Raw genomic sequence first — 20728 nt, forward strand, 5'->3', positions numbered from 1 at the left:
AGCGGGGAAGCCGGGCGGCAGGCCGCCCGGCGGCTTGGCGAAGCGTCACTTCACCGCGGCGATGCGCTCGATATAGGGCTTCCAGCTCGGGAAGTCCTTGTTGACCTCGGCGATCACCCGCTCGCGGAACTCGGCGAGCTTGAGCCCGTCCTGCTCGGTGACGAAGGTCATGCCCTTCTTCTTCAGCTCGCCGATCAGGTCCTGCTCGGCCTTGTTGGCCTGCTGCAGCGTGTCCTGCGCCAGGACCTCGAAGACCTCGTAGACCGCCTTGCGGTCGTCGGCGCCCATACCCTGCCAGACGCGCTCGTTGATGAAGACCGGCAGCACATTCTGCATGTGGCCGGTCAGCATGACGTGGGTCTGCACCTCGTAGAGCTTGTTGGCGTTGATCATGGTCAGCGGGTTTTCCTGGCCGACGACCATGCCCGTCATCAGCGCCGTCGGCAGCTCGGCGACCTCGACCGGGGTCGGGATCGCGCCGAAACCCTTGATCATCGTGGTCCAGAGCTGCAGAGGCACGCCGCGGAAGGGCTTGCCCTGCAGATCGGCCGGCGAGCGAACGGCCATCTTCGCGGTCATCTGGCGGGCGCCGCGGAAAAGGCGCCCGACGATGCGCATGCCGCCATCCTTGGCGAGCTTGTCGTTAAACTCGATCAGCACTTCCGACTTCTGCGGGTCGGTCGCCGCCAGCGCATGGGCGCCGTCGCGATAGATGAAGGGCGCGTTGAAGACGGCGATGTCCTTGGAAAGGCGGGCGAGCGAGGCGAATTCATGATGGCCCATCGAGATCGCGCCGGAGCGCACGCCGTCGATCAGCTCCTGGACGCCGCCGAGCTGCGAATTCGGGAAGACCTGGACCTGGACGCGGTCGCCGGTCGCCTTGGGGATGCGCTTGCCGGCCTCGTCGCCATACCAGTACTGGATGTCGCCTTCCGAGCCGACATGGGCGTAGCGCAGTTTCACCTGCTGCGCCGACGCTCCACCGAGGCCTACGAATTGGGCACTTGCGAGCGCACCCGCGCCCACTAAGAGTTCGCGCCGACGCAGCATGACAACTCCTCCCGTTCTCGCTTGGCTTTTGCCGTTATGATTGCAGCGAAACCCGGCCGTCGCGCCGGCAGCTCTGTCCACCATTGGCCGCCGATATCGGCGCGCGAGCGGGCGCTTGGCCCGGTGCGGCGCGAGATAACGGCGTTCGACGGCGGATCTGCTGCGGCATGGCGGCCTGGACGCTTCTCTCCCCTTCGCCGCTTTGCGCGGTCCTTGTTGAGCGCAGGTATTTTGCATACAAGTTTGACGAAGCGTCAAGCAGGAGCGGCGATCAAGATCCGCTCCGCCGGGAGAGCGCGCAGATGAGCGTCACGGTTACGGAAGGCGCCGAGGGGACTGAGCCGGCACCGCGCCGCAAGGGCCGGCTTCATGTCGCCACGGTCGAGGCCTTGCGCCAGATGATCGTGAGCGGCGCGCTGCCGCCCGGGCAGAAACTACGCGAGCAGGAGCTCTGCGACCGGCTCGGCGTCTCCCGCACCCCGCTGCGCGAGGCCCTGCGGACGCTGGCGGCGCAGGGCCTGGTCACGCTCTCGCAGAATCGCGGGGCCGAGGTCGCGGCCTTGAGCCTCGACGACATCACCGCGCTGTTCGATGTCGTCTCGACGCTGGAGGCGCTCGCCGCGCGCCTTGCCTGCAAGGCGGTCTCCGACGAAGAGGTCGCGGAGATCGCTGCGCTGCACGAGCAGATGCGATCTCACCATGAGCGCGGCGAGCTGCCAGAGTATTTCGTGCTGAACCAACGGATCCACCGGGCGATCATCGAGGCGGCACGCAACCCCGTGCTGCTCGACGTCTGGGAGCGGATGGCGCCGCGGGTCGAGCGCGCCAAATACCTGCCCAATCTCCACGGCCAACGCTGGCACGCCGCGATGCGCGAGCATGAGGCGATGGTCGCGGCACTGCAGAAGCGCGACGGCGAGAGCCTCGCCGCGCTGATGCGCCAGCACTTCGCCAACGGGCTCGCCGTGGTGCAGTCGGCGGGAACGGATCGCGGACCCGCCGACTGAAGCCTCGGCTTAGGCGGCGGGAGGCGCGACCTCCGGCAGCATCTTGACCACGGCGATGGCGTCGAGCTCGCTGTGGCCCTGGCCGACCAGCATGCGATAGAGCGTCGTCGCCTGCGCCACCATCGGCATGGCGAGATGGTGCTCGCGGCCGGCCTCGGTCAGCATTTCCAGGTCCTTGAGCACCTGGCGGGCATAGCCGCGCGGCGCAAAATCCTGCGCGATCATCCGAGGCAGCATGACCTGCAGCACCGCCGAATTGCCAAGGCCGGGCGCCAGGGCGGCGGGAATGCGGCTGGCATCGACGCCATAGGCTTCGGCGAGGCGCAGGCCTTCGGCAACGATGCAGTAATTGGTCAGGCAGAGCGCCTGGTTGACCAGCTTGGTCGCCTGGCCGGCGCCGACATCGCCCATATGGGTGAAGAGCCCGAAGAGCTCGACCAGCGGCCGCGCCTCCTCGACCGCGTCCCTGGTTCCGCCGGCCATGATGGCGAGGGTACCGGCTTCGGCCGCCGGCGGCCCGCCGGAAACCGGCGCGTCGATGAAGGCGATGCCCTTCGCCGCCAGCGCAGCGGCGAGCTTCTTGGTCACGGCGATCTCGGTGGTCGAGAAGTCGATGACGACAGCACCGGCTGGCGCCGCGCCGAGAACGCCGTCGTTCCCAGCGATGACCGCATCGACCGCCTTGGTGGTGGTGACGGCAATGCAGATCTGGCGCGTCCGGCGCGCGACTTCGGCCGGTGAACCGACGACCTCGACACCGAGTGCCTGTGCCTCGCTGCGTCGATTGGGATCGAGGTCGTAGCCGACGACTTTGCGGCCGCTCGCGACGAGGCGCTTGCAGAAGCCCGCCCCCATCAATCCCAGCCCGATGAAACCGACCGCTTCGCTCATCCCGATGTCTCCGATCCCCTGCGGCTCCCGCCGCCTCGTGCTGTTGTTCTGCGCGTCTGCTGCGGGCGGCCGCAGCAGGAAGCAACGCCGCATTCTTGCATACAAACACCTTCGACGCGAAGCGCCACGCCCGGCAATGTCGCCTGGCCTTGCCGCCGACGCATGGCCGGGCGATTGCGCCCCGGAGGTCATTGCGCTGAAAATCCGGGCGGGCTTCGCTCCGGAGTCGGCAGGAGGATCGGGATGCTCGACTGGAGCGGCGCGCGGAACGAGGCGGCGGGCATCGCCGAGGCCTGGACGCGCGAGGGCGGACCGGGCGGTGCGATCGTGCTGTTCGACCGCGACGGCATCCGCGAGGTCGCGAGCGGTGGCTTCGCCGCGATCGAGCACCGTTTGCCCTTCACGCCGGACACGCCGAACCGGCTCGCCTCGATCAGCAAGCATATCTGCGCGGCAATGCTGCTGCGCGCCGGCGTGCCGCTGGATGAGCCGCTCGGCAAACTGCTGACCAAAGCGCCCCCGGCCCTGGCCGCCGTGCCGCTCATGCGGGCGCTCGACATGACCGGCGCCCTGCCGGACACGATGGAGGCCTTCTGGCAGCAGGGCGTGCCCTTCACCGCCAGCCTATGCGCCGACGAGATCCTGGCGCGCGCCCAACTGTTTCCGGTGCTGAACGCCGAGCCTGGCACCGAGATGGCCTATTCCAACACCGGCTGGCGCCTCGCCCAGGCCGTGCTGGAGCGGCACAGCGGCGAAAGCTACGCCCGGCTGGTCGATGGATTGATGGGCGCGCTCGGCCTGCCGATCCGCTTCGCCCGCGACGAAAGCGAGGTCATCGACGGGTTGGCCACGGGTTACTGGCGCGAGGGCGATGCCTGGCGCCGCGGGCGCTACGGCTTCAACTTCTCGGGCTCGGGCGGCATGGCCGGAAGCGCCGCGGCATTGGCGCGCTGGGCCTGCGCCCTGCTTGCCGGACGCGAGCCGCTCTCCGGCCTGCTCGAGCGACTGACGGCGCCGCGGACCTTCGCCGATGGCAGCGCCAGCGTCTACCGGCTCGGCCTCGTCGCGAGTTCCCTCGGCGAGGTCGCCCTTATCGGTCATGGCGGCTCGCTGCCGGGCTATCGCAACCATGTCCTGATGGCGCCGGAAAAGGGCGTCGGCGTCGTCCTTCTGAGCAATCGCGAGGAGGAGGCGCTGTGGCCGGCGCTGCGCGTGCTCGCCGCCCTGCTCGGGCAATCCCTGCCGCCACCGGCCGACGAGATGCCCGACGGGCTGTTCGCGGCGGAGGAAGGACCGTTCTGGGCCGAGTTCGGCGCGGGCGCGATCAGCTTCATGGGCGGCTATGAGAAGCTCGTCTCCGACGGCTCCGGCGGGATGCGCAGCCTGCCGGCTTATCTCGACATCAGGCTGAAGCGCAGCGGCGCGGATGCGGTCGAGGGCCTGATCGGCGGCGTGGCTCGCCGGCTCATCCGCGTGCCCGATGCAGTCCCGCTCGATCCGCGCCTCCCGGGGCGCTGGCGCGACCGGAATCTCGGCACCGAGATCCTTATCCGCGGCGATGGCAGCGCCCGCCTGCCCTGGGCGGGCTCCGGCATCGAGACGGAGCTGACGCCGCTGCCCGGCGGCCGGGCGCTCGCCGATCTGCCGCACGGCCCCTGGCGGCACCGTCCTTGCCTCTGGCTGCAGCCGGACGGAAGCTTGCGCCTTGCCGGCCATCGCTCGCGCATCCTGCATTTCGACCACGTTACCGAAGGAGCCACGCCATGACCGCTTCCCGCCTCGCCGCCCTCATCGGCACGGCCGCGCTGCTCCTGACCGCGCCGGTACAGGCCCAGCCGGCGCCCAAGAACGTGCTGCGCGTCGCGCCGCATGCTGACCTCAAGACGCTCGACCCGGTCGCGGCCTCGATCGTGATCACCCGCATGCACGGGCTGATGATCTACGAGACCCTGTTCGCCTGGGACGCCAATCTCCAGCCGAGGCCGCAAATGGTCGAGAGTTTCTCGACCGCGCCGGACGGCCTCTCCTGGACCTTCACGCTGCGCCCTAGCCTCAAATTCCATGACGGCCAGCCGGTGACGACGCGCGACGTCATCGCCTCGCTGACGCGCTGGATGAAGCGCGACACGATCGGCGGCAAGCTCGGCGAATACACCGAGGGCATGGAGGCGAAGGATGACAAGACCTTCGTGCTCAAGCTGAAGAAGCCGATGGCGCTGGTGCCCTTCGCGCTCGGCTCGGCAGTCGGCCAGATCCCGGTGATCATGCGCGAGGCCGATGCCGCGACCGACCCGATGAAGCCGGTGACCGAGGCGATCGGCTCCGGTCCGTTCAAGTTCAACCGCGCCGAATGGCGCAGCGGCGCCAAGGTCGTCTACGACAAGAACCCCGACTATGTGCCGCGTTCCGAGCCGGCCGACGGGCTTGCGGGCGGGCGCGTCGTCAAGGTCGACCGGGTCGAATGGGTGATCATGCCGGACGCTGCTACGGCGGCCGCGGCCCTGCAGACCGGCGAGATCGACATCTGGGAGCAGCCGAGCCAGGACCTGATCCCGGTCGTCGCCGGCGCCAAGGACGTCAAGGTCGAGCGCTATTCCAACCTCGCCAACCAGGTGATGCTGCGCCCCAACAGCCTGCACCCGCCCTTCGACAACCCGAAGGCGCGCCTCGCCCTCGCCTTTGCCACCGACCAGGCCGAATTCCTGGCCGGCGGCTTCGGCGACGAGGAATGGTGGAAGCGGTGCAATGCCTATTTCATCTGTGGCGGCCCGAACGGGACCGAAACCGGCACGGACGCCTTCGCCAAGCCGGATCCGGCAAAGGCGAAGCAGCTCCTCGCCGAAGCCGGCTACAAGGGCGAGAAGCTGGTGCTGACGACCAGCAACGACATCGCCGCGATCGGCCGGATGGCCGAGGTCGCCGCCGCGCAGCTGAAGAAGGCCGGCGTCAATGTCGAGGTGCAGTTCTCCGACTGGGGCACCGTCACCACCCGCCAGCAGAACAAGAATCCGCCGGACCAGGGCGGCTGGAACCTGTTCGTGACCTATGCCTCGGGCGCGACCATGCAGTCGCCGATGACCAATATCGGCACCAATATGGCCTGCGAGAAGGCCTGGGCCGGCTGGCCCTGCGACGCCGAAGCCGAGAAACTGCGCGGTGCCGTGGTCGATGCGCCCGACGATGCCGCCCGCAAGGTGGCGGTCGAGGCGCTGCACAAGAGGCTCGCCGAGATGCAGCCTTACCGGGTGCTCGGCCAGTTCGACCAGCCCTATGCCAGGCGCGGCAATGTCTCTGGCGTCCTTGCGGCGCCGGTGATGCTGTTCTGGAACGTGCAGAAGAACTGAGGCGCCGATATGCGCCGCGTTAACCGGCCCGGAGCGCGGCGTTAACCAGTTCATGACCCATGCCGGACGACACTGTTGCGAGCGATTCGTTGCAGTCCGTGAGAGCGTTATGGGTCAGGTTCTTCAGTTCCGTCCGTTGAAGCCGGTCGTCGCCGAAAGCGATGGCGACGCGCTCGACCTGTTGTCGGCGATCGACTTCGCGCTGCGCGACCTCAAGGACATCGCCCCGCATATCCTGCATGAAGGCGCCCGCGAGCAGGCAAGGCAGTGCCAGCAGATGCTGCAGGACGCCTTCGACGCGGCCGTGATGGTCGGCTGAAGGCCGATCGAACGGTACGGGCCGCCGCTCATCTCAACGCGGCCCGGCCGGAAAGCGCCGCCGCTGGCGCAGGCCCGCCCCGTATGCGAACCATCGCGGCGAGCAGATTCGCGGGAGAAGGCCGGATGCAGCCGCTTTGGGCCATCGGATTGATGACCGGCACCGTCCTCGACGGCAATATCGACATCGCCGCGATCCGCAGCGATGGTCAGACGGTCACCGAGTTCGGCCCCTGGCGGCTTGCCCCCTATGCCGCCGAGGTGCGCGAGTTGCTGGCGCGGGCAGTCGAGGCTGCTTTGTCCTGGCGCTTCGAAGGGCCAGAGCCGCAGATATTCGCCGAGGCGACGCGCGCCCTGACCCTGGCCCAGTCGGATGCCGTCGCGCAGTTCCTGGCCGAAGAAGGCATCGCCGCGAGCGAGGTTTCCGCGGTCGGCTTCCACGGCCAGACCGTGCTGCACCGTGCGCCGACATCGGCGCGCAAGGGCGATACGCGCCAGCTCGGCGACGGCGCGTTGATGGCGCAGCGGCTCGGCATCGACGTTGTCTACGACCTGCGCAGCGCCGATGTCCGCGCCGGCGGACAGGGCGCACCTCTGGCGGCGAGCTATCACGCGGCGCTGCTTCGCGGCCTCGGTGCCGGCAGCGAGACCGCCGTGCTCAATCTCGGCGGCGTCGGCAACCTCAGCGCCATCGATGCCGACGGCCAGATCGTCGCCTTCGATACCGGGCCGGGCAACGCACCGCTCAACGACTGGATCGTCAGACACGGCAAGGGCGAGATGGACCGGGACGGCGCCTTTGCCGCAGCCGGCAGCGTCGACGAGCCGAGGCTCGCCCGGCTGCTCGAACACCCCTATCTCTTCGCGCCCTATCCGAAATCGCTCGACCGGCACGATTTCACCGCCGCGATGGCCGACGGGCTCTCCTTCGCAGATGGCGCGGCGACGCTGACCGCCTTCACCGCCGGAACGGTCGGGCGCGGGCTCGATCTTCTACCGATCCGCCCGCAACGCCTCATCGTCTGCGGCGGCGGGCGCCGCAATCCGGCGATCATGGCCGCTCTGAATGCCCGCAGCGGCGCGCAGGCCATTCCCGCCGAGTCGGTGGGCTGGCGCGGCGACGCGATAGAAGCCGAGCTATTCGCCTTTCTCGCCATGCGGGCCAAGGCCGGACTGCCGATCAGCTTCCCGCTCACCACGGGTGTGCCCGAGCCGATGAGCGGCGGGCGGATCGCAAGAGGACGTTGACAGTAGCGGGCCGAGCGGCAGCAATGCTGACGCTCGTCTAGCCCGGCCGCGCCTTCCGGGCTGCGGCGTGGTGCCGCTCTCACCGGCTTGTCATTGGCAATCACGTGGGAAAGGGGGCATCAAACCCGCCATGTCTACGCTCGATATGCCTGCCCGAACCGGGTTCTCACTCCTCAAGCGCGCCGCGCTCGCCATCGCCCTGCTGGCCCCGGCCACCGCATGGGCGGCGGAGTCGACGGCGGTGACATCCCCGCGCGTCGTCGCCACCTTGCTGTCGAGCCGCGATGCGGTCGCGCCCGGCGAACGCTTCCACCTCGCGCTGACGCAGAAGATCACCTCTGGCTGGCACACCTATTGGCGCAATCCCGGCGATTCCGGCGAGCCGACCAAGATCGACTGGCAGTTGCCGGAAGGCGCGAGCGCGGGCCCGATCCAATGGCCGGCGCCGAAGGCGATCGCCTTCGAGCCCCTGGTCAATTTCGGCTTCGACGGCACCGTCCTGCTGCCGGTCGAGATCAGCGTACCGGCCGACGCGAAGCCCGGCGAGCGCTTTCCCATCACCGCCAAGGCGACATGGCTGGTCTGCGAGAAGATCTGCATCCCCGAAGAGGGTGTGCTGAGCCTCGATTTGCCCATCGCGGCCGAGCCGGTCATCGACAGCGCCGCGCAGGCGCGCATCGAGCGGACGCTGGCGGGGCTGCCGCAGGAGGCGCCGTTCCGCGCAAAGCTGACCGCGAACGGGCCGGACAAGATGACGCTCGCCATCCCCGAGCTGCCGGCTGGGATCAGCGACCTCCGCTATTTCCCGCTTTCCGACACGCTGATCGAGCACGCCGCCGCCCAGCCGGGCGAAGGCGGCACACTGACCCTGTCACGCTCCAGCGCCTTCCGGATCAGCGAGCCCAGCGTCGAGGGCGTCATCACCTACAGCCAGGGCGGAACAAAGCGCGCGCTGGCGCTCAGCGCCGATGTCGCGCCCGATCTGCTCGCGCAGGCGAGCGCCCCGCCTGCCCCACCCGCTGCGGTCACGTTGCCGACCTTGCCGGCCCCGCCGGCCGAGGACCTGACGATCTGGGTCGCGCTGGCCTTCGCCTTTGCCGGAGGATTGATCCTCAACCTGATGCCTTGTGTACTGCCTGTGCTGTTCATCAAGGCGCTCGGTTTCGCCCAGTCGGCACAGGCGAGCCGCTCCGAGGTGCGCGTGCACGGGCTCCTGTTCCTCGCCGGCGTGGTCGGGACTTTCATGGTGCTGGCGGGGCTGGCGATCGCGCTCGGCGCCGGCTGGGGCTTCCAGCTGCAATCGCCGCCGCTCGTCATCCTGCTCGCGGTGCTGATGAGCCTCATCGGCTTCAACTTGCTCGGTGCCTTCGAGATCGGCGGCAAGGTCCAGGGTATCGGCGACGGGCTCGCCAGCCGCAGCGGGCCGGTCGGCGCCTTCATGACCGGAGCGCTCGCCGTGGTCGTGGCGACGCCCTGTACCGCGCCCTTCATGGGAGCGGCGATGGGCTATGCCCTGACGCAGCCACCATCCGCGGCGCTGTCGATCTTCCTCGCGCTGGCGCTCGGCTTCGCGCTGCCGGTGGTGGCTCTCTCCTTCGCGCCCGGCCTGCAGCGGCTGCTGCCCAAGCCCGGGCCGTGGATGGTCGTGCTGAAGCAGGCCTTCGCCTTCCCGATGTTCGCGACCGCGATCTGGCTGGTCTGGGTCGCGACCATGCAGACCGGCGCGAACGGCGCGCTCGCCGCGCTGATCGCCATCCTGGTCGCCGGCTTCGCGGTCTGGCTGCTCGGCGTCACCCGCCGCCGCGCCATCGCCCTGCGGGTCGTCGCGGCCGGCGCCGCGGCCCTGTTCGTCACCGCGACCGCGGCTTTCGTCATCGAAAGCGCCGTGCCGCCGAAGCAGCTGCCGGCCAGCGCCGGCGCGAGCGAGGTCTGGTCGCCGGAGCGCGTCGCCGAATTGCAGGCGCAGGGCAAGCCGGTCTTCGTCAACTTCACCGCGGCCTGGTGCATCACCTGCCTCGCCAATGAGCGAGTCGCCCTCTCGCGGCAGGACGTCAAGGACGCGTTCGCCGCGCTCGGCGTCGTCTACCTCAAGGCCGATTGGACCAATCGCAACGCCACGATTGCCGCGGCGCTCGCCGAACATGGCCGCGCCGGCGTGCCGCTCTATCTGGTCTATCCTGGCAGCAAGGGCGCGCAGGCCGAGGTCCTGCCGCAATTGCTCACCACCGACATCGTGATCCGCGCCGCCGAGCGTGCCGCAGGCCGGGAGGTCCAGACCGCCAGGAATCCGTGAGGGCCATCCGGAGCGACCGCATTTCAACCGGGAAGATGGAGACAGACATGAAAGCCGTGATCAGACAGACTTTCATCGCCGGCCTCGCCGTCACCGCAGTCTCGCTGGCCTCGGGCGCAGCGCTCGCCCAGGGCGCAGCGAAGCCGGGCGCGCCAGCCCCCGCCTTCTCGATCGTCGATGTCGACGGCAAGCCCCAAAAACTCTCCGACTATGCCGGCAAGACGGTGATCCTCGAATGGACCAACCATGACTGCCCCTATGTCCGTAAGCACTACAACAGCGCGACCATGCAGACGCTGCAGAAGGACATGGCCAAGGACGGCATCGTCTGGCTGTCGGTGATCTCCTCACCCGTCGGCGAGCAGGGCCATGTCGATGCAGCCAAGGCCAAGGAGCTGACGAAGAGCCGCGATGCGGCGCCCGCCACCATCCTGCTCGATCCGAAGAGCGTGATGGCCCGCGCCTATGGCGCCCAGACCACGCCGCACATGTACATCATCGACCCGAAGGGCAAGCTCGCCTATGCCGGGGCGATCGACGACAAGCCCTCCGCCAGCGCCTCGAGCCTGACCGGCGCCAAGAGCTATGTCCGCCAGGCGGTGGCCGAGATGAAGGCCGGAAAGCCGGTCTCGGAACCCGCCACCAAGGCCTATGGCTGCGCCGTCAAATACGCGCCGGTGAGCTGACACGGCGCGCCCGGCCGGTCAGCTACCCCAGCACCGCATAGGCGAGCAGCCCAGCGATCAGCCAGAGCGCCCAGTTGCCCCAGCGATTGCGCGCGGCTTCCGCCCGGCCGATCGCCTGGACGCTGGCCTCGTCGAGCGAGAAGCCGTTACGGGAGGCGTCCTCGAGCTGGCCGAGCACCCGCTCAGCCCGGCCGACCGTCGCGGGCAGGTTCGCAAGGCTCGCGGCAAGCGTGTGCATGCCGCGCCCAACATCCTCGATCCTGCCGAGCGGGCCGAGATTGCGGGTGATCCATTCGCGCACCACCGGCTCGGCCGTGGTCCACATGTCGAGATGCGGGTCGAGCGTGCGGGCAACGCCCTCGACCACCACCATGGTCTTCTGCAGCATGACGAGCTCGGTGCGCGTCGCCATGTCGAAGAGGCCGGTGATCTCGAAGAGCAGGGTCAGCACCTTCGCCATCGAGATCTCGTCGGCGCGCTTGTCGTGGATCGGCTCGCCGACGGCACGGATCGCCTGGGCGAAGTCGGCGACCGCGTGATGGCCGGGGACGTAGCCGGCTTCGAAATGCACCTCGGCGACGCGCTGGTAGTCGCGGGTGATGAAGCCGAGCAGGATCTCGGCGAGGAAGCGCCGCTCCTTGTGCCCGAGCCGGCCCATGATGCCGCCGTCGACGGCGACGAGCCGGCCCTGCGCATCGACGAACAGGTTGCCGGGATGCATGTCGGCATGGAAAAAGCCGTCGCGGATCGCGTGGCGCAGGAAGGACTGGATGACATTCCGGCCGAGCGCCGGCAGGTCGTGGCCGGCGGCGCGCAGGGCCTCGACATCGGAGAGCCGGATGCCGTCGATCCACTCGTCCACCAGCATTTCACGGGCGGTCAGCTGCCAGTCCGGCGCCGGCACGCGGAAGTCCGTGTCCTCCTTGGTGTTCTCCGCGTACTCGGACAGGGCGGCCGCCTCCAGCCGCAGGTCCATTTCCATGGTGACGGAGCGCGCAAGCGTCTCGACGATGGCGACGAAGCGCAGGCGCCGCGCCTCCGGCGAGCGCCGCTCGGCCAGTTCCGCGCCGAAGCGCATGGCCGCGAGGTCGCGATGGAAGCGGTCGCGAATGCCGGGCCTCAGGATCTTGACCGCGACCTCGGAGCCGTCGCGCAGCCGGGCGCGATGAACCTGGGCGATCGAGGCTGCGGCGACCGGCTCGCCGAATTCGGCGAAGATCGCCTCGACCGGCTTGTTATGGGCCGCCTCGATCGCGGCACGCGCCTGCGCCATCGGGAAGGGCGCCATCCGGTCCTGCAGGGCCGAGAGGTCCTCGGCGATCTTCATGCCGACGACGTCCGGGCGCGTCGCCAGGAACTGTCCGAACTTGACATAGGACGGGCCGAGCCTCGTCAGCGCAGCGGCAAGCCGCGTCGCCGAGGAGCCGGCGCCCTTGCGCTCGATCAGCCGGCCGAGGCCGATCAGCCCGCGCGCCGCCGGCGGCAGCACAGAAGGGTCGACCAGGGCGAGCGCGCCCTCGCGGGCCAGCACGAAACCGACCCGCGCCGAGCGGGCGAGATGGGCGATGGCCGAGATCATGCGGCGGCGTACGTATCAGCCTTCCCCGTCATGCTCGGCCTTGTGCCGAGCATCCACGCCTTGCGGCGTGAAGGAAGGGAAGAGGTGGATGGTCGGGACAAGCCCGACCATGACGGCGACAGGCCCATCATGTCAGAGACTAACGTCACAGCTTCCAGCCGGAATGCAGTGCCACCACCCCGCCGGTCATCGGCGTGAACGAGGCGCGCCGGAAACCGGCGGCCGCGATCATGTCGGCGAAGACCTGCGGACGCGGGAATTTGCGGATCGACTCGACGAGATACTGGTAGGGCTCCGCCTCGCCGGTCACCATCCTGCCCATGGGCGGGATGACGTTGAAGGAATAGGCCTCGTAGACCTTGTCGAGCAACGGCACGTCGACATGGGAGAATTCGAGGCAAAGGAAACGTCCGCCGCGCTTCAGGACCCGATAGGCCTCGCTCAGCGCCTTGTCGATGCGTGGCACGTTGCGGATGCCGAACGCGATCGTATAGGCGTCGAAGGCATTGTCCGGCAGGGCGAGTTCCTCGGCATTGCCCTGGACGAAATGGATGCGGTCGTCGCCGGGAAAGCGCTTTTGGGCGCGCTCGCGGCCGACGGCGAGCATCTCGGCATTGATGTCGAGCACCGTGACCTCGGTCCGCGGCCCACCGGCCTCCAGCACCTTGAAGGCGACGTCGCCGGTGCCACCGGCCACGTCGAGATGGGCGAAAGCCCGGTCGCGCGGCGGCTTCAGCGTGGTGAGCAGCGCCTCCTTCCAGAGCCGGTGGAGGCCGGCCGACATCAGGTCGTTCATCAGGTCGTAGCGGCCTGCGACCTTGTGGAAGACGTCGTCGACCTTGGCCTGCTTCTCGGCGAGCGGCACGGTCTCGAAGCCGAAATGGGTTGAGTCGGAAGCTGCTGTCACGGCTGGGCTGCTCTTGTGGTTCGCTGCGGCGATGAATAGCGAATGCGACGGGCCTTGTCGCGGCCCGTCTCGACGCATGCTGAAGGGCGCAACGCCATGCCTGAACTTCCCGAGGTCGAAACCGTCAGGCGCGGGCTCGAGCCAGCCATGCTCGGGCAGCGCTTCGCCCGGGTCGAGCAGAAGCGGCCGGATCTGCGCTTCCCTCTGCCCGAGAACTTCGCCGAGCGCCTGACCGGACGGCGGGTCGAAGCGCTGTCGCGGCGCGCGAAGTACCTGATCGCCGATCTCGACGATGGCGAGGCGCTGATCATGCATATGGGCATGAGCGGGCGCTTCATCGTCGAGGCTCCCGGCACGAAGCCGACGGAGCCGGGCGCCTATTACAACGAGATCGGCCGGCATCTCGTCCACGACCACGTCGTCTTCCATCTCGGGACCGGGGCGAGGGTCACCTATAACGACGTCCGCCGCTTCGGCTTCATGGATCTTCTGCCGCGCAGCGAGCTCGAGACCTGCAAACACTTCGCCGGGATGGGCATCGAGCCGCTCGGCAACGCGCTTTCGGGTGAACTGCTGGCAAATCTGTTCGCCGGCAAGGCCGCACCACTGAAGGCCGCATTGCTCGACCAGCGGCTTATCGCCGGCCTCGGCAACATCTATGTCTGCGAGGCGCTGTTCCGGGCCGGGCTGCACCCGGAGGCGCCAGCAGGAACGATCGCGACCCCGACCGGTAGGCCGCGCGAGAAGGCGCATGCGCTGGCGCAGATCATCCGTGAGGTGCTCGAGGAGGCGATCGCCGCCGGCGGCTCGACCCTGCGCGACTTCGCCCATGCCGACGGCTCGCTCGGCTATTTCCAGCATCGCTTCAAGGTCTATGACCGCGAAGGCGAGCCCTGCGTCACGCCGGGCTGCGGCAAGCCCGTGCAGCGGCTGGTGCAGTCCGGCCGCTCGACCTTCTATTGCGAGAGCTGCCAGAAGCGGGGCTGAGACCGGAGATGACCGACGCGCCGCGCCCGCCGGGCAAGATCGTCCTCCTCAACGGCGCCTCGAGCAGCGGCAAGTCCTCGCTGGCGCGCGCCGTGCAGGCCCGGATCGAAGAGCCGTTCTGGCACATCTCGATCGACCATCTGCGCGATTCCGGCGTCCTGCCGATGGCGCGCATCCGCGCCGGCGAATTCCAGTGGGCCACGATGCGCGACGCCTTCTTCGAGGGTTTCGAGCAGTCGCTGCTGGCCTATGTCCGCTGCGGCAACAACCTGATCGTCGAGCACATCATGGAAAGCCGTGCGTGGCTGCTGCGACTGGCCGGGCTGCTCGTTGGACAGGACGCCTGCTTCGTCGGCCTGCATTGCGATCTCGCAGAGCTGGAGCGGCGCGAGATCGCACGCGGCGACCGGCGGGTCGGCGATGCCCGGCGCGACTTCCATCAGATCCACAGCTACTGCCTCTACGATCTGGAGCTCGATTCCGCCGTGCCGCCCGAGATCAATGCCGAGAGACTGATCGCCGCCTGGAGCTCGCGCGCCGCACCCTCGGCCTTTCAGCGGCTGCTCGCCGAGGCCGCGCCGGCAGCCTGATCAAGCCGTCTCGACGAAATGCGCGAGGTTCTCCAGGGTCGAGCGCAGTCCGACATCGTGATCCTGCTTGCTGATCCCGGCCGGCACATTCTCGCAGAGGATCGTCACCTCGGTCCCGTCCCTGACGCCCACGAGCTGCCAGGCCATGGTCATCGTGCCGGCGAAGGCCGGGTCGTCCGACGGAAAGGAAACCTCCCAGACGATGCGCTCGCACGGGACGAGGTCGACGAACCGTCCCTCCGCGACATCGCTGTCCGCCGTCGCCTTGCCGGGCGCGCCGGCCGGATCGTCATAGGTCAGGACGATGCGGTAGCTCCCGCCGGCATGCGGCTCGAAGTGCTCGACCCGCGCCTGCATGCCCTGCGGCGCCAGCCACCGCGCCAGCGAGGCCGCGTCGACGAAAGCGTGGTAGATCGCTCCGGGCGAGGCCCTGATCACCCGCGAAGCCGTGTCGGTTCTGGTACTGCCAAGCATGGACGCATTCCCGATGGGCAACGAGGCTAGCACGGCGACAATGCGAGAATGCGGCAGGAGATCGCCTTTCGCTTCAGCCTGCGCACGCCCCGCCCCATCCCGGCTTGCGCCGGCACGCATGGACTTGCGCCCCTCCCGCCCGCTAATGCTGGCCGCAACAGCAGCATCCGGGAGGCCGCCATGGCTTATGAGACCATTCTCGTCGAGGTTAAGGGCAAGGTCGGCGTGATCACGCTGAACCGGCCGCAGGCGCTGAACGCGCTGAACGGCCAGCTGATCGGCGAGGTCAACGCCGCCCTCGACGGCTTCGAGCGCGATCCCGGCATCGGCTGCACGGTCATCACCGGCTCGGAGAAGGCCTTCGCCGCCGGCGCCGACATCAAGGAGATGCAGGAGCGGACCTATCCGGGCACCTATCTCGACGACAAGTTCGCCGATTGGGACCGGATCGGCCAGCGCCGCAAGCCGATCATCGCCGCGGTCGCGGGCTTTGCCCTCGGCGGCGGCTGCGAGCTGGCCATGATGGCCGATTTCATCATCGCAGCCGACAATGCCCGCTTCGGCCAGCCCGAGATCAACCTCGCCGTCATCCCCGGCGCCGGCGGCACCCAACGCCTGACCCATGCGATCGGCAAGGCGAAGGCGATGGATCTGTGCCTCACCGGCCGGATGATGGACGTCAACGAGGCCGAGCGTGCCGGACTCGTCGCCCGCATCGTGCCGCTCGCCGATCTGATGACGGAAGCACTCAAGGCAGCCGAGCAGATCGCCTCGAAGTCGCTGCCTTCGGTGCTGACCGCCAAGGAAGCGGTGAACCGCGCCTTCGAGGTGACGCTGCACGAGGGGCTGCGCTTCGAGCGCCGCGTCTTCTCGGCGCTGTTCGCGACGCATGACCAGAAGGAAGGCATGGCCGCTTTCGCCGAGAAGCGGAAGCCGGAATTCAAGAACCTCTGAGGCAGGAACGCGAGGCGAGCCGGCGCCCGCCCGGAACGAGACCGGGCGGGCGACCGATCAGCCCCGTGCATGGCCGGCACGACATGGTTTGACTTGAAGCGCGCCGTTGCGGCGGACACGATGCGCACTTCGAGCCAACGGGATTCCCTGCCATGACAACCGCCGCCAGCAGCCCCTCCAGCAGCGGCATCGCGCTGCCGACCTATGCCGATGTCGAGGCGGCGGCGGAACGCATCCGCGGCGCCGCGCATCACACGCCGGCCCTGACCTCGCGCACCGCCAATGAGCGCACCGGCGCCAATCTCGTCTTCAAAGCCGAGAACCTGCAGCGCATGGGCGCCTTCAAGTTCCGCGGCGGCTACAACGCCATCGCCGCACTCTCGGCCGAACAGCGCAAGGCGGGCGTCCTGACCTATTCCTCCGGCAACCATGCCCAGGCCATCGCCTATGCCGGCAAGCTGCTCGGCGCGCCGACCACGATCATCATGCCGCAGGACGCGCCGGCGGCGAAGGTCGCCGCGACCCGGGGCTATGGCGCCGAGATCGTCTCCTATGACCGCTACAGCCAGGACCGGCTGGCGCTCGGCAGCAAGCTCGCCAGCGAGCGCGGCCTGACGCTGATCCCGCCCTATGACCACCCGGCGGTGATCGCCGGCCAGGGCACGGCGACCAAGGAGCTGATCGAGGATGCCGGCCAGTTCGACATCATCCTGGTCTGTCTCGGCGGCGGCGGCCTGCTCGCCGGCGCGCTGCTCGCGGCCAAGGCGCTCAATCCCGGCTGCCGGGTCTACGGCGTCGAGCCAGAGGCCGGCAATGACGGCCAGCAATCCCTGCGCAAGGGCGAGATCGTCAAGATCGACGTGCCCAAGACCATTGCCGACGGGGCGCAGACGCCCTTCCTCGGCGACTACACCTTCCCGATCATCCGCGATCTCGTCGAGGACATCGTCACCGTGCCGGATGCCGCCCTCGTCGCGGCGATGCGCTTCTTCGCCGAGCGCATGAAGCTCGTGGTCGAGCCGACCGGTTGCCTGGCCGCGGCCGCCGCCTTCACCGGCGCGGTGCCGGTCGAAGGCAAGCGCGTCGGCATCATCCTCAGCGGCGGCAATGTCGACCTCGCAAGCTTCGCGCGCTTCATCGGCGAGGGCGCGTGAGCGAGATAAAGACCATCCTCTCGCCGGAGGTCCCGGCGCCGGCGGGACATTATTCCCAGGCCGTCGCCTACAAGGACCTGGTCTTCGTCTCCGGCCAGCTCGCCCCGCGCCCGGACGGCAGCCATACCGCAGCAGAGCCCTTCGCCGTGCAGGCGCGCCAGGCGCTGGCGAACCTGCTGGCAGTGCTCGCCGCCGCGGGTTCAGGACCGTGCGACGTGCTGAAGGTCACCGCCTATCTGGTCGGCGGCGGGCACTGGCCGGAGTTCAACGCGATCTATGCCGAGGTTTTCGGGGAGCACCGTCCGGCACGGGCCGTGGTGCCGGTTCCGGAGCTGCATTATGGCTATCTGATCGAGATCGAGGCCGTCGCAATCCGGCGCGGCGAGGGTTGACCGGCGCCGCCGCCATTTCCGCGTTGACGTGGCAGCCGGCAGCGATTATAGGCTCACGGATCGCGACGGCCTGCGACAGCAGGGCCGTCGCTCACGTTTTTCATGCAAGGGTTCGCGCTCCGCGTCACTTGGCAAGAAGCCCGGTGTCCGCCGCGACGAGGACGAGGACGAACGATGGCCAATACGACTTCGGCCAAGAAAGCCGCTCGCAAGATCGTGCGGCGCACCGAGGTGAACAAGGCGCGCCGCAGCCGCATGCGCACCTTCCTGCGCAAGGTCGAGGAGGCGATCGCCTCCGGCGACAAGGGCGCCGCCGCCGAGGCGCTGAAGGCCGCCCAGCCGGAGATCATGCGGGCCGCGCAGAAGGGCGTGGTCCACAAGAACACCGCTTCGCGCAAGGTTTCGCGCCTGGCCCATCGCGTGAGCGCGCTGGCTTCCTGAGCCGCGTTCCGCAGAGCGGTTTTTAGCGTGTTTCAACCCGGCCCTTCGGCCGGGTTTTTCTTTGGCCGGAACGCCTCCGCAAGACCCCGCCGGCGCAGATAAAAATCTCGGCCACCGTGGCGATTCCGCAATCTTTCCATCACCTTCCGGGCTTGACTCCACCGCGGTTTTCCGGGCGGAAAAACCGCTCGTAACGCATTTTTGACCGCGCAAAATTAGGCCATATTTTTCATCACCTTAGCAGGCAAAGCAATCGCCGCCAGGGATTCCCGAGGCTTCCCGCGGCGGCTTTCGAGGGCTCGAAAAAAAAAGATTCGCGGCCCTCGCAACCGCCCAGCTGTAAAGAAAAGCTTAACTTCCCCAACCTATTGCAGGCGGTCTGCCGGTGGGGCAGCAGCCGGGGCTTCCCGACTGAATCCCGATAGCCGGCAGAGGGGGATATTGCCCCCGTCCGAGGGCTCCCTATAAGGTCCTCTCATCGCCGGGCGGACAGAGATGTCGGACCGGGATTTCCAAAGATCGAAACTCGTTTTGGCTTACAACCAGAGAGGTTGGAGGGATGCGGCTCTTTGTCTTGCTACGTTATACTTGTTGAGATGAAGAACGGTTTCGTCCTGCGACGAGCCCGCTACTCCTAAGCCGACGACCAACATTGGCACGATCCGAGCCTTCGGCCCGTCCGGGGGACGTGGATTCTTTGCTTTCACCAAAATCAGTGCGGCCGACCGGCTTTGCCGGTCGGGTGACGCCGCGCGAAACCGATTGAACAGGGCGATAGAAAAATGCTGGAGCAGATCGAGACTGGCGATTTTGTCGATGTTGCGTCGGGTCCGTCTGTTGCGAAACTGGGTTTGGCCAAAGGCGCGGCTGCTGCCGCGGAGAAGGAGAGCTGGGACCGCGTGCGCCGCCGCCTGCGCGCCGAGCTCGGCGAGGACGTGTTCTCGAGCTGGTTCGCCCGTGTCGAGATCTGCGCAGTGGTCGAGGGCGTTGCCCATCTCACCGTTCCCACCCGGTTCCTGAAGAGCTGGCTCGAGGCCCATTATGCGGAACGCCTGCGGGCTCACTGCATGGCCGAGCTCGACGCTCCCCATGGCGTCTCGCTGAGCGTTCGCCAGGTGGCGCGTGACGGCGCCGAGCCCCGCGCGGAAGGCCCCGCCCAGCGCGCCCGCACCACCGCCGCCCGCGTCCCCGCGCCGACGAATGCCGAGGCCGCCCCCGCCGCTGCAACCCTGCCGCCCTGCGAGCAGGATCTGGTGGACGCCTGCGGCACCGTGCTCGACCGCCGCATGAGCTTCCAGAGCTTCGTCGTCGGCAAGTCGAACGCGCTCGCCTTCGCCGCCGCCGAGCGCATTGCCGGTGCCCCGGCCGGCGCGACGCCGTACAACCCGCTTTACATCCATGCCGGCGTCGGCCTCGGCAAGACGCACCTGATCCAGGCGATCGCCCAGGACGCGCGCCAGCACGGCAAGCGCGTCGCCTATTTCACCGCCGACCGCTTCATGTACGGCTTCGTCGCGGCGCTGAAGTCGCAGACCGCCCTCGCCTTCAAGGAGAAGCTGCGCGGCATCGACCTGCTGATCGTCGACGACGTGCAGTTCATCCAGGGCCGCTCGATCCAGCAGGAATTCGGCCACACGATCAACGCGCTGATCGATGCCGGCAAGCAGATCGTCGTCGCCGCCGACCGGCTGCCCGGCGATCTCGAGACGATGGAGGAGCGCATCCGCTCGCGCCTCGCCGGCGGCCTCGCGGTCGAGATCGGCGAGCTCGACGAAGGTCTGCGCGTCAAGATCCTCGGCAGCCGGCTCGAGGCGCTGCAGGCGGCACATTCGACCTTCCAGGTCAATCCGGACGTAGTCGCCTATGTCGCCCGCGCGGTCGCCACCAATGGCCGCGACCTCGACGGCGCGGCCAACCGGATCCTGGCGCATGCGACCCTGACCGGGGCGACGGTGACCATGGAAACCGCCGAGGCGGCGATCCGCGACCTGGTGCGCACCCGCGAGCCGCGCCGCGTCAAGATCGAGGAGATCCAGAAGCTGGTCGCGACCCGCTACAATGTCAGCCGGGCCGACATCCTCTCGGAGCGGCGCACGGCCGCCGTAGTCAAGCCGCGCCAGATCGCGATGTATCTCGCCAAGGCGCTGACGCCGCGCTCGCTGCCTGAGATCGGCCGTCGCTTCGGCGGGCGCGACCACACCACCGTGCTGCATGCGGTGCGCAAGATCGAAAAGGCGATCGGCGAGGACCGGCTGCTGCATGACGAGGTCGATCTGCTGAAGCGCATGCTGCAGGAGTGAGGCTACGCCTGACGGACCGGCTTGCGCAGGCCGGAAATGGCACTGCGTGGCGGTAAGCTGTGGTTGCCGGCGCGCGCACCCTTGCGCCGGCGCAAGCGCTCCGGCAATGTCGC

The 20728-nt window shown here is 68.4% G+C and carries 19 protein-coding genes; 14 read left to right on the top strand and 5 right to left on the bottom strand.

Annotated elements, in window-relative coordinates; translation table 11 throughout:
- Positions 1-45 precede the first annotated feature (45 nt).
- The gene (locus AC1REK_RS20260) at positions 46-963 is read right to left on the bottom strand and encodes a TRAP transporter substrate-binding protein (protein WP_492270518.1); all 918 of its coding nucleotides are present in this window, start codon (positions 961-963) and stop codon (positions 46-48) included.
- A 389-nt stretch (positions 964-1352) separates the two neighbouring features.
- Between AC1REK_RS20260 and AC1REK_RS20265 the strand changes: the two genes are divergently transcribed.
- Positions 1353-2057 (top strand): GntR family transcriptional regulator, encoded by a 705-nt coding sequence (locus tag AC1REK_RS20265; RefSeq protein ID WP_492270519.1) that lies wholly within the window; start codon positions 1353-1355, stop codon positions 2055-2057.
- A gap of 9 nt (positions 2058-2066) precedes the next feature.
- On the opposite strand, the gene AC1REK_RS20270 is transcribed toward AC1REK_RS20265, so the two are convergent.
- Positions 2067-2948: an NAD(P)-dependent oxidoreductase gene (locus AC1REK_RS20270; RefSeq protein WP_492270520.1), complete on the bottom strand. Its 882-nt coding sequence runs from the start codon at positions 2946-2948 to the stop codon at positions 2067-2069.
- 243 nt (positions 2949-3191) lie between these two features.
- Between AC1REK_RS20270 and AC1REK_RS20275 the strand changes: the two genes are divergently transcribed.
- The 6 genes from AC1REK_RS20275 to AC1REK_RS20300 all read left to right on the top strand — a co-directional run bounded on the left by AC1REK_RS20275 (position 3192) and on the right by AC1REK_RS20300 (position 10837).
- On the top strand, positions 3192-4715 hold the full coding sequence (locus AC1REK_RS20275) for a serine hydrolase domain-containing protein (protein WP_492270521.1): 1524 nt from the start codon (positions 3192-3194) through the stop codon (positions 4713-4715).
- Complete coding sequence (locus AC1REK_RS20280) at positions 4712-6292, top strand: ABC transporter substrate-binding protein (RefSeq protein ID WP_492270522.1); 1581 nt, start codon at positions 4712-4714, stop codon at positions 6290-6292. Before AC1REK_RS20275 ends, AC1REK_RS20280 begins: the two co-directional genes overlap by 4 nt.
- A 109-nt stretch (positions 6293-6401) precedes the next feature.
- Entirely contained in the window at positions 6402-6611 is a 210-nt protein-coding gene (locus AC1REK_RS20285; RefSeq protein WP_492270523.1) for a hypothetical protein, read from the top strand.
- A 125-nt stretch (positions 6612-6736) separates the two neighbouring features.
- Positions 6737-7858, top strand: coding sequence for an anhydro-N-acetylmuramic acid kinase (locus AC1REK_RS20290; RefSeq protein ID WP_492270524.1), 1122 nt, complete (start codon positions 6737-6739; stop codon positions 7856-7858).
- Between the two features lie 130 nt (positions 7859-7988).
- Positions 7989-10151: a protein-disulfide reductase DsbD family protein gene (locus tag AC1REK_RS20295; RefSeq protein ID WP_492270525.1), complete on the top strand. Its 2163-nt coding sequence runs from the start codon at positions 7989-7991 to the stop codon at positions 10149-10151.
- Between the two features lie 47 nt (positions 10152-10198).
- Positions 10199-10837: a redoxin domain-containing protein gene (locus AC1REK_RS20300; protein ID WP_492270526.1), complete on the top strand. Its 639-nt coding sequence runs from the start codon at positions 10199-10201 to the stop codon at positions 10835-10837.
- Positions 10838-10859: 22 nt separating this feature from the next.
- Here AC1REK_RS20300 and ubiB read toward each other — a convergent pair whose 3' ends face one another.
- Entirely contained in the window at positions 10860-12416 is a 1557-nt protein-coding gene (ubiB, locus tag AC1REK_RS20305) for a 2-polyprenylphenol 6-hydroxylase (protein ID WP_316019671.1), read from the bottom strand.
- Positions 12417-12561: 145 nt separating this feature from the next.
- Complete coding sequence (gene ubiE, locus AC1REK_RS20310) at positions 12562-13323, bottom strand: bifunctional demethylmenaquinone methyltransferase/2-methoxy-6-polyprenyl-1,4-benzoquinol methylase UbiE (protein WP_316019670.1); 762 nt, start codon at positions 13321-13323, stop codon at positions 12562-12564.
- 96 nt (positions 13324-13419) lie between these two features.
- On the opposite strand from ubiE, the gene mutM reads away from it, so the two are divergent.
- Positions 13420-14310: a bifunctional DNA-formamidopyrimidine glycosylase/DNA-(apurinic or apyrimidinic site) lyase gene (gene mutM, locus AC1REK_RS20315; RefSeq protein ID WP_492270527.1), complete on the top strand. Its 891-nt coding sequence runs from the start codon at positions 13420-13422 to the stop codon at positions 14308-14310.
- 8 nt (positions 14311-14318) lie between these two features.
- Complete coding sequence (locus tag AC1REK_RS20320; protein WP_492270528.1) at positions 14319-14900, top strand: chloramphenicol phosphotransferase CPT family protein; 582 nt, start codon at positions 14319-14321, stop codon at positions 14898-14900.
- On the opposite strand, the gene AC1REK_RS20325 is transcribed toward AC1REK_RS20320, so the two are convergent.
- Positions 14901-15374, bottom strand: a complete 474-nt coding sequence (locus AC1REK_RS20325; protein WP_492270529.1) for an SRPBCC family protein — start codon at positions 15372-15374, stop codon at positions 14901-14903.
- 180 nt (positions 15375-15554) lie between these two features.
- Between AC1REK_RS20325 and AC1REK_RS20330 the strand changes: the two genes are divergently transcribed.
- From AC1REK_RS20330 to dnaA, 5 genes are all read left to right on the top strand, one after another.
- A complete protein-coding gene (locus tag AC1REK_RS20330) occupies positions 15555-16328 on the top strand; it encodes an enoyl-CoA hydratase (protein ID WP_492270530.1) in 774 nt (257 codons plus the stop codon).
- Between the two features lie 152 nt (positions 16329-16480).
- Complete coding sequence (locus AC1REK_RS20335; protein WP_492270531.1) at positions 16481-17482, top strand: threo-3-hydroxy-L-aspartate ammonia-lyase; 1002 nt, start codon at positions 16481-16483, stop codon at positions 17480-17482.
- Positions 17479-17874 carry a RidA family protein gene (locus AC1REK_RS20340; protein WP_492270532.1) on the top strand — a complete coding sequence of 132 codons (396 nt, stop codon included), beginning with the start codon at positions 17479-17481 and terminating at the stop codon, positions 17872-17874. The genes AC1REK_RS20335 and AC1REK_RS20340 overlap by 4 nt, the downstream gene beginning before the upstream one ends.
- Positions 17875-18048: 174 nt before the next feature.
- The gene (rpsT, locus tag AC1REK_RS20345; RefSeq protein ID WP_316019665.1) at positions 18049-18315 is read left to right on the top strand and encodes a 30S ribosomal protein S20; all 267 of its coding nucleotides are present in this window, start codon (positions 18049-18051) and stop codon (positions 18313-18315) included.
- Positions 18316-19097: 782 nt separating this feature from the next.
- The gene (gene dnaA, locus AC1REK_RS20350) at positions 19098-20615 is read left to right on the top strand and encodes a chromosomal replication initiator protein DnaA (protein WP_492270533.1); all 1518 of its coding nucleotides are present in this window, start codon (positions 19098-19100) and stop codon (positions 20613-20615) included.
- Positions 20616-20728: the final 113 nt, after the last annotated feature.

Source organism: Allobosea sp. GW823-FHT02B03, assembly GCF_058797755.1.

What these genes read in the sequence shown, in the direction of transcription:
- AC1REK_RS20320 (WP_492270528.1), top strand. Translation starts at nt 14,319, where the DNA reads ATGACCGACGCGCCGCGCCCGCCGGGCAAGATCGTCCTCCTCAACGGC.
- AC1REK_RS20290 (WP_492270524.1), top strand. Translation starts at nt 6,737, where the DNA reads ATGCAGCCGCTTTGGGCCATCGGATTGATGACCGGCACCGTCCTCGAC.
- AC1REK_RS20275 (WP_492270521.1), top strand. Translation starts at nt 3,192, where the DNA reads ATGCTCGACTGGAGCGGCGCGCGGAACGAGGCGGCGGGCATCGCCGAG.
- AC1REK_RS20335 (WP_492270531.1), top strand. Translation starts at nt 16,481, where the DNA reads ATGACAACCGCCGCCAGCAGCCCCTCCAGCAGCGGCATCGCGCTGCCG.
- dnaA (WP_492270533.1), top strand. Translation starts at nt 19,098, where the DNA reads ATGCTGGAGCAGATCGAGACTGGCGATTTTGTCGATGTTGCGTCGGGT.
- AC1REK_RS20300 (WP_492270526.1), top strand. Translation starts at nt 10,199, where the DNA reads ATGAAAGCCGTGATCAGACAGACTTTCATCGCCGGCCTCGCCGTCACC.
- AC1REK_RS20295 (WP_492270525.1), top strand. Translation starts at nt 7,989, where the DNA reads ATGTCTACGCTCGATATGCCTGCCCGAACCGGGTTCTCACTCCTCAAG.
- ubiB (WP_316019671.1), bottom strand. Translation starts at nt 12,416, where the DNA reads ATGATCTCGGCCATCGCCCATCTCGCCCGCTCGGCGCGGGTCGGTTTC.
- AC1REK_RS20285 (WP_492270523.1), top strand. Translation starts at nt 6,402, where the DNA reads ATGGGTCAGGTTCTTCAGTTCCGTCCGTTGAAGCCGGTCGTCGCCGAA.
- rpsT (WP_316019665.1), top strand. Translation starts at nt 18,049, where the DNA reads ATGGCCAATACGACTTCGGCCAAGAAAGCCGCTCGCAAGATCGTGCGG.
- AC1REK_RS20325 (WP_492270529.1), bottom strand. Translation starts at nt 15,374, where the DNA reads ATGCTTGGCAGTACCAGAACCGACACGGCTTCGCGGGTGATCAGGGCC.
- AC1REK_RS20265 (WP_492270519.1), top strand. Translation starts at nt 1,353, where the DNA reads ATGAGCGTCACGGTTACGGAAGGCGCCGAGGGGACTGAGCCGGCACCG.
- AC1REK_RS20280 (WP_492270522.1), top strand. Translation starts at nt 4,712, where the DNA reads ATGACCGCTTCCCGCCTCGCCGCCCTCATCGGCACGGCCGCGCTGCTC.
- AC1REK_RS20330 (WP_492270530.1), top strand. Translation starts at nt 15,555, where the DNA reads ATGGCTTATGAGACCATTCTCGTCGAGGTTAAGGGCAAGGTCGGCGTG.
- AC1REK_RS20270 (WP_492270520.1), bottom strand. Translation starts at nt 2,948, where the DNA reads ATGAGCGAAGCGGTCGGTTTCATCGGGCTGGGATTGATGGGGGCGGGC.
- mutM (WP_492270527.1), top strand. Translation starts at nt 13,420, where the DNA reads ATGCCTGAACTTCCCGAGGTCGAAACCGTCAGGCGCGGGCTCGAGCCA.